The sequence below is a fragment of the Embleya sp. NPDC059213 genome, from assembly GCF_042754445.1.
GTDB lineage: Bacteria > Actinomycetota > Actinomycetes > Streptomycetales > Streptomycetaceae > Embleya.
This window is the reverse complement of sequence record NZ_JBHZAV010000015.1, coordinates 92,417-102,712: the sequence shown is the minus strand read 5'-3', so window position 1 is coordinate 102,712 and position 10,296 is coordinate 92,417. Positions and strand designations below refer to the sequence as shown.

Annotated in this window: 9 protein-coding genes; 3 read left to right on the top strand and 6 right to left on the bottom strand. The window is 70.2% G+C overall.

Annotated features, from left to right (window positions below; genetic code table 11):
• Window positions 1-165: 165 nt before the first annotated feature.
• Complete coding sequence (locus ACFXMF_RS09025; RefSeq protein ID WP_360312759.1) at window positions 166-1,128, bottom strand: alpha/beta hydrolase; 963 nt, start codon at window positions 1,126-1,128, stop codon at window positions 166-168.
• A 171-nt stretch (window positions 1,129-1,299) separates the two neighbouring features.
• Between ACFXMF_RS09025 and ACFXMF_RS09020 the strand changes: the two genes are divergently transcribed.
• Window positions 1,300-2,514 (top strand): hypothetical protein, encoded by a 1,215-nt coding sequence (locus ACFXMF_RS09020; RefSeq protein ID WP_380020588.1) that lies wholly within the window; start codon window positions 1,300-1,302, stop codon window positions 2,512-2,514.
• A 43-nt stretch (window positions 2,515-2,557) separates the two neighbouring features.
• On the opposite strand, the gene ACFXMF_RS09015 is transcribed toward ACFXMF_RS09020, so the two are convergent.
• The 5 genes from ACFXMF_RS09015 to ACFXMF_RS08995 all read right to left on the bottom strand — a co-directional run bounded on the left by ACFXMF_RS09015 (window position 2,558) and on the right by ACFXMF_RS08995 (window position 7,919).
• Entirely contained in the window at window positions 2,558-4,267 is a 1,710-nt protein-coding gene (locus tag ACFXMF_RS09015; RefSeq protein WP_360312763.1) for an FAD-dependent monooxygenase, read from the bottom strand.
• 143 nt (window positions 4,268-4,410) lie between these two features.
• The gene (locus tag ACFXMF_RS09010; protein WP_360312765.1) at window positions 4,411-5,292 is read right to left on the bottom strand and encodes an amino acid ABC transporter permease; all 882 of its coding nucleotides are present in this window, start codon (window positions 5,290-5,292) and stop codon (window positions 4,411-4,413) included.
• Entirely contained in the window at window positions 5,289-5,936 is a 648-nt protein-coding gene (locus ACFXMF_RS09005; protein WP_360312767.1) for an amino acid ABC transporter permease, read from the bottom strand. Before ACFXMF_RS09005 ends, ACFXMF_RS09010 begins: the two co-directional genes overlap by 4 nt.
• Window positions 5,937-6,103: 167 nt before the next feature.
• Window positions 6,104-7,054: a glutamate ABC transporter substrate-binding protein gene (locus tag ACFXMF_RS09000; RefSeq protein WP_360312769.1), complete on the bottom strand. Its 951-nt coding sequence runs from the start codon at window positions 7,052-7,054 to the stop codon at window positions 6,104-6,106.
• A 106-nt stretch (window positions 7,055-7,160) separates the two neighbouring features.
• Complete coding sequence (locus ACFXMF_RS08995) at window positions 7,161-7,919, bottom strand: amino acid ABC transporter ATP-binding protein (protein ID WP_360312952.1); 759 nt, start codon at window positions 7,917-7,919, stop codon at window positions 7,161-7,163.
• A 244-nt stretch (window positions 7,920-8,163) separates the two neighbouring features.
• On the opposite strand from ACFXMF_RS08995, the gene ACFXMF_RS08990 reads away from it, so the two are divergent.
• Both ACFXMF_RS08990 and ACFXMF_RS08985 read left to right on the top strand, forming a co-directional pair.
• Window positions 8,164-8,841 carry a response regulator transcription factor gene (locus tag ACFXMF_RS08990; protein WP_360312771.1) on the top strand — a complete coding sequence of 226 codons (678 nt, stop codon included), beginning with the start codon at window positions 8,164-8,166 and terminating at the stop codon, window positions 8,839-8,841.
• Window positions 8,842-8,877: 36 nt separating this feature from the next.
• The gene (locus tag ACFXMF_RS08985; RefSeq protein ID WP_360312773.1) at window positions 8,878-10,293 is read left to right on the top strand and encodes a HAMP domain-containing sensor histidine kinase; all 1,416 of its coding nucleotides are present in this window, start codon (window positions 8,878-8,880) and stop codon (window positions 10,291-10,293) included.
• Window positions 10,294-10,296 lie beyond the last annotated feature (3 nt).

The window sequence follows — 10,296 nt, the reverse complement described above, 5'->3', positions numbered from 1 at the left end:
CTCTTTCCACATGCCGCCCCACCTGGGCATTGACCGGGCGCGGTTTGTTTTTCCGGCCCCCCACAGGCGGTGCCCGTGGGCCCGTCCCGCCGAGCGCAAGCTCGACGGGACGGCCGCCGCATGTCCGGGTGACGCGGGGCAGGGTGAGGCGGCCCCGCGTCCCGCTCAGCCCAGCGTGCGCTTGAGGAACTGCGCCATGGTCGAGCGATACTCGCGTGCCTGCGGAACCAGCGCGGTGAGTTCGCCCGCGCCGTGCACGAAACCGTCGAAGCGCTTGGCCTCGACCGGCACGCCGGCCGCCTCCAACTGCTTCGCGTACGCCTCGCCCTCGTCGCGCAGCGGGTCGTACTCGCCGGTGAGCACCAGCGCGGCGGGCAGCCCGGCCAGGTCCTCGGCGTGCAGCGGCGACGCGAGCGGATCGGTGCGCTCGCTGCGCGGGCTGGTCAGGTACAGCCCCACGGCCTCCTCCAGCGCCGCGCGGGTGAGCAGGTAGCCCTCGCCGTTCTCCGACACGGACGGCAGCGACAGGGTCAGGTCCAGGATCGCCGCGTCCAGCACCTGGGCGACCGGGGTCGGCTGGCGGCGGTCGCGCAGCATGATCGAGCAGGCGGCGGCCAGATTGCCGCCCGCGCCCGTGCCGCCGATCGCCACCTTGTCCGCGTTGACACCGAGCTGGAAGGCGCGCTCCTGCACCCAGATCCACGCGGCGTACGCGTCCTCCAGGGGCCAGGGGAACTTGAACTCGGGTGCCAGGCGATACTCGACGGAGATCACCACGGCGCCGCTCTCGGCGGCGATGTGCGCGCAGTGACCGTCGAACCGGTCCACCGCGCCGAGCCACCACGTGCCGTCGTGCAGGTACACGTAGCCTGGGCGACCGCCCTTGGGGGCGGGGCCGGCCGGTGTGTACACGCGAGCGGTGATCTTGCCCGGCTCGGGCTCCTTCACCGTGATGCTCACATCCCGCGTCGTCACACCTTCCGGCGCGGCCTCGGCGAACGCGAGGATGGACGACTCGAGGGCTTTGTTCGACGCGGCGCGGCGCTCCGCCAAGGGCAGGTCGGCCAACAGGGGCGGCGCGGCGGCGACAGCGTCGAGGATCGGCTGGATCTGCGGTGCGACGGGCATGCGACTCCTCCGAACGGATTACGAAGAAGCACAGTAGAACTTCGCGCCCGGAGTTGACAGAGCGTCAGACTCCGGACGCGTGACATAGGCCACACAGAAAGCGCGCGAAGGGCGTCAACCGTGTCAGTTGCCCCTGGCGTTGAATAGACCGAACCCACTGAGGAGTACGTGTTGACCGTCATCGACGAGCCCCGGATACCCGGCGCCCGGGCGTCCGGCGCGGACCGCGGTGCCCCCGACGAGAACTCGTCGGGGGCCCGTTCGTTCGCGGAGCGCGGCTTCCGGCTGCTGTGGCCGCCCTTGGCGGTATACGCGGGCACCGCCGTGCTCCAGTTGCTGGTGCTCTCGTGGATGATCCCGCCGGGCGGCCCGAGCCTGCGGGATCGGCTGTTGCAGTGGGACGCGCACTGGTACGTGGACGTCGCCGCGCACGGCTACCCGGACAGCTTCACGTACACCCCCGAGGGCGACCTCACCGGCAACACGCTCGCGTTCTTCCCGCTGTATCCGGGCCTGGTCCGGATCGTGCACTACCTCACCGGCACCGACTACGAGACGGCCGGCCTGATCGCCGGACACCTGGCCACCGCCGCCGCGTTGTGCGTGTTGTACGTGTTCATGAAGCGGCTGTACGACCGGCGCGCGGCGCTCGTGATGACCGTGCTCGTGGGCGGCGCGCAGCCGATGGGCGTGGTCTTCTCGATGGCCTACAGCGAGACGCTGTTCCTGGCGCTCGCGGTGGGCACGCTGCTCGCGGCGCACCGCAAGGCCTGGCTGACCGCGGGTCTGCTCGCGTGCCTGACCAGCATCACCCGACCGGCCGGCATCGCGGCGATCGCCGCCCTGGGGGTGGCCGCGCTGTTGGAGATGTGGCAACACCGGCAAATCGTGTACCGCCCGATCGCGGCGTGCGTGATCGCGTGTCTGGGCATGCCGCTGTACCTGCTGTGGGTGGGCACCCGGCTCGGCGAGATCGACGCCTGGTTCACCATCCAGGACGCCGGCTGGGGCACCAAGTGGGACAACGGCGAGGCGGTTCGGCACTTCCTGACCGACACGCTGCGCAACGGCGACCAGTGGATAGCGGTCAGCACCGCGGTGTTGATCATCGCGGCCGTGATCGGCTCGCTGGTCGCGCTGAATCGACGGATCTGGCCGCCGCTGGCGGTCTACGGCCTGTCGATCCTGGTGATGACGCTGTGTCAGAGCAACTACTACCACTCGAAGTTGCGGCTGATGATCCCCACGCTGCTGTTCTTCGTCCCACTGGCCACCGTGCTGGCGCGCGCTCGCACGCGTACCGCCGTGCCGGTGCTCGCCGGGATGTGTCTGTTCGGCATGTGGTACGGCGCGTACATGCTCACCACCTGGCACTACGGGATCTGATCCGGGCTCGGGCCGTGGGCCGGCCCGCGCCCGGACGCCCGGGTCAGTGCCCGGCGCCGCGGGCGCGGTCGATGGCCTCCTCCAGGATGTCCAGGTGCTCGGGGGGCAGGTGCGCCGCTATGTAGCCGTCCGGGCGGATCAGCAGGATCGTGTGCGCGCCGGCGCCCGGGTACTCGGGGGTGACCACCAGCTCGGCCGGCGCGGCGAGCTTGTCCAGGCGTGCGCGCAGTCGTGGCATCAGGCCCGCCTCGCGCCAGCGGTCGCCGTGCCACACCTCTATGCCCGGGGCGATCAACAGCACGACCAGCCCTCGGTCCAGGCACTCGGTCAGCCACCCGTCGGCGCCGTCCGCCCGCACCACCGCGACGTCGCGGATCCACTCGCCGACTCCGGGGCCGGGGGTGAGCAGCGGCGAGCCGCTGTAGTCGGGGCCCGACGTGCTCGCGGCCGGACCGCGCGGGTCGAGCCGGCGCAACGTGGTGCCCTTGCCGCGCGCACCCATCAGGGTCAGTCGGCGGCCCACCTTCTGCGCCGGGCTCGCCGGAGCCAGGAAGTGCAGCGCGTCCTCGCCCAGCGCCAACCGGCGTCGGGCGGCCCCCCGGCGTTCGCCGTGGTAGGTCTCCAGGAGCCGGATCGGGGCGTAGCCGCGCAGCGTGAAGGCCAGCTTCCAGGCCAGGTTGCGCACGTCCTGGAGACCGAGTTCGACCGCGTCCGCGGCGGACGGGTGGACCAGGTGCGCCGCGTCCCCGGCGAGCAGCACCCGGCCGACCCGGAAGCGGCGGGCGAGCCGCTGGTGCACCTCGTACTCGCCGCTCCACAACAGGTCGTGCGCGGGATCCTCGGCCGAGTCCGAATCGGGGGAGAGCGCGTCCAGGGTGCGCAACACCGAACGCACCCGGGCGGAGACCCGCTTGGGGTCGGCCAGGTCCCCGGTCACCGGGATCACCCGGGTCTCCTCGGCGGCCTTGGCCACTCCGTGCGCCATCGGGAGTTGCCAGGTCAGCCGCCACACGTCGTCGGGCAGCGGCTGGGCGAGCACCGTGCCGCCGCGGTGGAACGGCGGGTCCACGAACAACCACGGGGTGGCCGGCCCGCCGGTGTCGGGGGTCGGGGGCTCGTCGGCGAGCGAGGGATCCGGGGGCACCAGCGAGGTCGCGGTGATCCGGCGCGGCAGCCGTACCTTCACGTCCGCGCACAACAGCCGGTCCACCCGCGGCCGGCCGGGAAAGCGCACGTCGACCGCGCGCCGGACCACCGAGCGGGCCCCGTCGCAGCCGAGCAGCCACTGCGCGCGCCACTTGACCGGACCGCCCGGGCCGCGGGCGAGCAAAGTGACCGAGGTCTCGTCCTGTTCGACCCCCTCGATCCGGTGCCGCCACGCGGTGGTCACCAGCGGACTGGCGTGCGCGGCATCCAACAGGGCGCGCTCCAGGCGCTGTTGGGAGAGGCCGTAGCGGACGGGCGCCTCCGGCTCGTCGACCGGCTGCGGTACGTCGCGGGTGCGCCGGCGGATCCGTTGCACGCCCCACGGTTCGGCGGCGCCGTCCAGGCGGGTGCCGGTCAGGTCGTAGACGAAGGCCAGCGTCGCGCCGTCCAGCGCACACGCGCGCGAGCCGGCCCGCGGCGTGCCGTTGCCCGAGTCCACCACGACCGAGCGCACCCCGCGCCCGGCCAGGGCCAGGGCGGCGGCCAAACCGGCGGGCCCGGCGCCCGCGATGATCACCGAGTCCGCGCGCGGAGCATTGCCCGCCATCGTGGCCCCCCCAAGTGTTGCAAGACGTGTCGTACTCGTCGCCCATCATCCGGCACCGGGACCCCGGCACGACAAAGCGACGCCCCGCGGGTGGTGTGCACCGCGGGGCGTCGGTCGTCGGTGGTGCGGGTGTCGCGGCGCGCTCAGACGCCGGCACCGTCCAGGGCCGGTGCGACCGCTCGTGGCTCGACGGCGATCGGCTTGCCCTTGCGCGAGGTGCGCAGTCGGCGCTCCAGCCAGGTGGCGAAGGCGGACAGGATCATGCACATCGCGACGTAGATCGCGCCGACGATGATCGTCACCGGGATGAACGGCATGTGGTAGTCCTGGTAACCGCCGATCAGCTTGGCCGCCGCGAGCAGCTCCGGGTAGGTGATCAGGAAGCCGAGCGAGGTGTCCTTGAGGGTCACCACGATCTGGCTGATGATCGTCGGGAGCATGGTGCGGATGCCCTGCGGGACCAGGATCATCGTCATCACCTGGGTCTTGCGCATGCCCAGCGCGTAGGCCGCCTCGCTTTGGCCCTTGGGCACCGCGAGGATGCCCGCGCGGATGTTCTCCGCCTGCACGGTGCCGTTGTAGATGGTCAGACCGACCACCAGCGGCCACATCGGCTCCCACTTCCACCAGCCCTGGCTGGCCGGGACGAGGTAGAGCATGAAGATCAGTACCAGCAGCGGCATCGCGCGGAAGAAGGTCACGAACGTGGTCGCGGCCCAGCGCACGATCTTGTGATCGGAGAGCCGGCCGGCGGCCAGGAAGGCGCCGAGCACGATCGAGAACACCGCGGCCAGCGCGAACGCCTTCAAGGTGGCCTTGAGGCCGTCGAAGATGAACTGCTGGACACCCGTGTACTGGAACGGGTCCCACTTGGCCGACTCGAACTGGCCGGTGTCCTCGAACCGCATGATCACGAAGACCAGGAAGCCGGCCAGGGCCAGGGTGCCGACCACGCCGATGATCAGGTTGCGTCGGCGTGCCTTGGGGCCCGGTACGTCGAACAGCACGCTCGCTTCGCGGCTCATCGGACCACCGCCAGCTTCTTCTCCAGCGCGGCCAACAGCGCGCTCATGGTCAAGGTGATGATCAGGTAGCCGATCGCGATCCACACCAGGACCCACAACGACTTGTAGCCGTTCTCGATCATCGTCGAGCTGGTGCCCATGAGTTCGGTGGTGTTGAAGGCGCTGGCGATGGCCGAGTTGCGGACCATCGCGATCAGCAGGCTGCCGATCGGCGGGACCGCCGCCCGACCGGCCTGCGGCAGCACGATCTGGCTCAGCGTCTGGGTGAAGGACATGCCCAGGCTGCGGGCGGCCTCGGCCTGGCCGATCGGGACGGTGTTGATGCCCGAGCGGATCGCCTCACAGATGAAGGCGGCGGTGTACGTGCTCAGCGCGATGACCGCGAACTGGAAGAAGGAGAAGTTGAACCGCAGCTTGGGGAAACCGAGCGCGACGGCGAAGAAGATCAGCGTCAAAGGGGTGTTGCGGAAAAGATTGACGTACGCGGCGCCGAACCAGCGCAGGGGCGGCACCGGCGAGACCCGACACGCGGCTATCAGCGTGCCGAGCAGAAGCGACGCGATCCCACAGACGACGGTCAGCTTGAGCGTCCCGACGAAGCCGTGCCGCAAGAGATCCCAGTTGTCCTGGATCACTTCGAGCATCGTGATCGAGCCCTCCTCTCCGTGATCGTGGGGTCAGGGGTTGGGTTGACGGCCCGTTCCCCTGCTCACCTGCGGCGGGGACGGGAGGGGTCGTGCACCGGCCGGTCCCGGGGGAGCCGGAACCGGACGGCGCACGACGTGCGAGCGGCGACGAGGCGCGAGGTGCGTCAGTAGCGAACGAGCGCCGGGATGGCCGGGGCGGCCGAGCCGGACAGGCCGAGCGTGGCGTCGTACGCCTTCTTCCAGTCGCCGTTCTTCTCGTGCGCCTCCAGGGCGTCGCTGACCGCGTTGCGGAACACCGCGTCGTCCTTGTTCAGGCCGACGCCGTAGTTCTCCACGGTGAACGGCTCGCCGACCACCTTGAGCGCGGCCGGGTCCTTGGCCGCGTAGCCCTTGAGGATCGCGTCGTCGGTGGAGACCGCGTCGACCTGGTTGGAGAGCAGGTTCTCGACACACAGCGAGTAGGTGTCGAACACCCGGGTGGTGGTGTCGGGGAACTTGGACTGCAGGTTCTGCAGCGGGGTGGAGCCCTTGGCGGAGCACACCGTCTTGCCCTTGATGGTGTCCTTGCCGGTGATCGAGGTCTCGTTCTTGCGCACCAGCAGCGACTGGCCCGCGATGTAGTACGGACCCGCGAAGGACACCTGCTCCTTGCGCTTGTCGGTGATGCTGTAGGTGCCGACGTAGTAGTCGATGTCACCGTTGACCAGCGCGTTCTCACGGTTGGTCGACGCGATCGCCTTGAACTCGATCTTGTCCGGGCCGAAGCCGAGGTCGGCCGCGATCATCTTGGCGATCTCGATGTCGAAGCCGGAGTACTTGCCGGTGGCCGGGTCCTTGGAGCCGAGGAAGGGCTGGTCCTCCTTGGCGCCGACGATCAGCTTGCCGCGCTTCTTGGCGTTTTCGAAGGTCTTCGAGCCGGTGAGCGCCGCGTCCGCCTTGGGCGTGTAGGACGGCAGCTCGGGCTTGGCGGCACCGGGCGCGCCGGGCGCACCCTGCGAACCGCCGGTGCTGCCGCCCGGAGTCTTGGCCTCCGGCGAACCGTCCTTGCCACACGCGGTACCGAACAGGGCGAGCACGGCGATGCCGGCGACGGCCACGGATGAGCGCATCTTCATGATCAACGTCCTTGGGTGAAAGAGGAGAGCGGCCTGACGACAGACGAACCGCGGGGTGCGAAGCGTGAGTTGCGCGATCGGGCGCACTGGGGGCGCCCGATGCGGCTCAGTGGTGCAGGATCTTGGAGAGGAAGTCCCGAGCACGATCGCTGCGCGGGTTGCTGAAGAACTCGTCGGGCGTGTTCTCCTCGACGATGCGGCCGTCGGCCATGAAGATCACCCGGTTCGCGGCGGAGCGCGCGAAGCCCATCTCGTGGGTCACCACGACCATCGTCATGCCCTCGGCGGCCAGGTCGCGCATGACCTCCAGGACCTCGTTGATCATTTCCGGGTCGAGTGCGGAGGTGGGCTCGTCGAAGAGCATCACCTTGGGCTCCATGGCCAGCGCCCGGGCGATCGCGACGCGCTGCTGCTGACCACCGGAGAGCTGCGAGGGGTACTTGTCCGCCTGGCTGCCCACACCGACCCGGTCCAGCAGTTCGTGTGCCCGGCGGGTGACCACGTCGGCCTTCTCGCGACGCACCTTGAGCGGGCCCAGCGTCACGTTCTGGAGCACGGTCTTGTGCGCGAACAGGTTGAACGACTGGAACACCATGCCCACGTCCGAGCGCAGCCGGGCGAGGTCGCGGCCCTCCTGCGGGAGGAGGTTGCCGTCGATGGTGATCCGGCCGCCGTCGATCGCCTCCAGCCGGTTGATCGTGCGGCACAGCGTCGACTTTCCCGATCCGGACGGACCGATGACGACGACGACCTCGCCCTTGTGGATCGTCAGGTCGATGTCCTGCAACACGTGCAGGGCGCCGAAGTGCTTGTTGACGTTCTCCAACACGACGAGGGGCTCGCCGGGGTGCGCGTCCTTGCCGATGTCGCGCTTGGTGAGCACCGGCGGCTTCGGTGCGATGTCAGAGGCATCCGTCGTCACGATGGCGGGCTCCGTCCAGAGTCGTCCCGTATCTTTTTGCGCGACCGGGTGGCAGGTGGGTTCGAGAGTCTCCCGGCGAGGCCGGGTGGTGCGTGACACTAAGGCAGGCAACACCCCCCCAGTCAGTGCACTTGAGCTTGTCTTGAGGTCAAGAGTCGGTAACGGACCGTCAGATGTGAGGAACCACGTGCGCCTCCTGCTCGTCGAGGATGATCTGCGAGTCGCCGCGCCGCTACGCGCGGTTCTGGGCCGGCACGGCTTCACCGTGCGGCATGCCACCACCGGCGAGGAGGCCCTCGCCGCGCTCGACGACGTGCCGGACGTGGTGCTGCTCGACCTGTCGCTGCCCGACCACGACGGCTTCGAGGTGTGCAGTCGGATCCGCCGGCTGTGCGACGTCCCGGTGATCATGGTCACCGCGCGCGCGGACATCCGATCGCGCATACACGGGCTGAACCTGGGCGCCGACGACTACGTCACCAAGCCCTACGACATCGGCGAACTCCTGGCCCGCATACACGCGGTGAGCAGACGCACGCGCAGTGACGCACCCGCTGCGGAGAGTGCGCCGGCCGCCAAGGGGCCCGGCGGCATCGAGTTGGACCCGGCCACCCGGCGGGTCACCGTGGGCGGAGTCGATGTGGTGCTCACCCGCAAGGAGTTCGACCTGCTCGCCCTACTGGCACAACGCCCGGGCGTGGTGTTTCGCCGCGAACAGATCATCAGCGAGGTCTGGCACACGAGCTGGGCGGGCAACAACCGCACCCTGGAGGTGCACGTCGCGTCGCTGCGTTCCAAGCTCGGCAATCCGGCGATCGTCGAGACGGTGCGCGGCGTGGGCTACCGTGTCGTTCCCGAGGCCTGATCCCACCGGCTTCCCGACGGATCGTCACCGGCCCCTGTGCGTACCCGCCTGCTCGCCCTGCTCCTCGCCCTGATGACCGCGGTGCTGATCGCGCTCGGCATCCCGTTGGCGATCTCCCGCGCGTCCGCGCATCAGCAGGAGCTGATCCGCGATCGGGTGGACGACCTCACCCGCTTCGTTTCGGACACCCAGCTCACCGTCGTCTCGGACACCCTGCGCGCGCAGACCGACGTCGGCCGACCGCCCGGCCCGGACGCGACCGACCTGGACATGTTGCGCTCCGAACTGGAGCGATACCAGGACGTCTACGGCATCCGGGTCGGTGCTTTCGATCGACGCGGCCAGCCGATCGCCGTGTCCCGCCCGGGATTTCGGGTCGATCCGCGCTCGCCGGCGTTCACCGAGGCGCTCGCCGGGCGGCGCAGCGACGACCCCGGGCAGGTGTGGCCCTGGCAGCGGGATCGCATCGTGGTGGCGGTCCCGGTGATCCACCGCGGCGACGTGGTGGCGGTCGTGTTGACCGACTCGCCGACCGGCCGGATGCGTTCGCAGATCCAACGGGTATGGCTGATTCTGGTCGCCGGCGAGGTGGTCGCGGTGCTGGCCGCGCTGCTGCTCGCGACCCGGCTCACCGGCTGGGTGTTGCGCCCGGTCCGGGTGCTCGACTCGGTGACCCACGAGATCGCCACGGGTCGGCTCGGAGCGCGCGTGGCCGGCGCCCAGGGGCCGCCGGAACTACGGCGGCTGGCAAGGTCGTTCAACGAGATGGCGGATCACGTGGAGACCGTCGTGGACCAGCAGCGGGCGTTCGCCGCGGACGCCTCGCACCAACTGCGCAACCCCCTGTCCGCGCTGTTGTTGCGGATCGAGGAGCTGGGGCTGTCGTTGCCGCCCGGCCACGGCGAGACGCTGGACGGCGTGCGCGACGAGGGTCGGCGGCTCACCCATGTCCTGGACGAACTCCTGGAGTTGGCCCTGGCCGAGAACGCCCGCCCGTCCGCCCGGGCGGTGGACGTGGCGGCCCTGGTGCACGAACGGGTGGACGCCTGGCAGACGTTGGCCCGCAGCCGCGGTCGCCGGTTCGAGCAGGAGGGCCCGCTCGCGCTGACCGGCAACGTGGACCCGGTCACCCTGGGCAGCGCGCTGGACGCGATCCTGGACAACGCGCTCAAGTTCGCCCCCGAGGACACCACGATCACCGTGGCGTGTTCGGCGGTGGGCAGCGAGGTGGAGATCCGGGTCAGCGACCGCGGCCCGGGACTCACCTTCGAGGAGATGCGCCGGGTGGGCGACCGGTTCTGGCGCAGCCCGCGACACCAGAACGTGGACGGCTCCGGCCTGGGCCTGTCGATCGCCCGCACGCTGCTCGCGGCGAGCGGCGGGCGGATCGACTTCGCCGCGCGCGAGGGTGGCGGGCTGACCGTCACGCTGACCGTGCCCCGGGCCGACTGAGCC

Coding starts and splice junctions, on each gene's coding strand:
- ACFXMF_RS09025 (WP_360312759.1), bottom strand. CDS start 1,128: ATGCCCGTCGCACCGCAGATCCAGCCGATCCTCGACGCTGTCGCCGCC.
- ACFXMF_RS09015 (WP_360312763.1), bottom strand. CDS start 4,267: ATGGCGGGCAATGCTCCGCGCGCGGACTCGGTGATCATCGCGGGCGCC.
- ACFXMF_RS09010 (WP_360312765.1), bottom strand. CDS start 5,292: ATGAGCCGCGAAGCGAGCGTGCTGTTCGACGTACCGGGCCCCAAGGCA.
- ACFXMF_RS09005 (WP_360312767.1), bottom strand. CDS start 5,936: ATGCTCGAAGTGATCCAGGACAACTGGGATCTCTTGCGGCACGGCTTC.
- ACFXMF_RS09000 (WP_360312769.1), bottom strand. CDS start 7,054: ATGAAGATGCGCTCATCCGTGGCCGTCGCCGGCATCGCCGTGCTCGCC.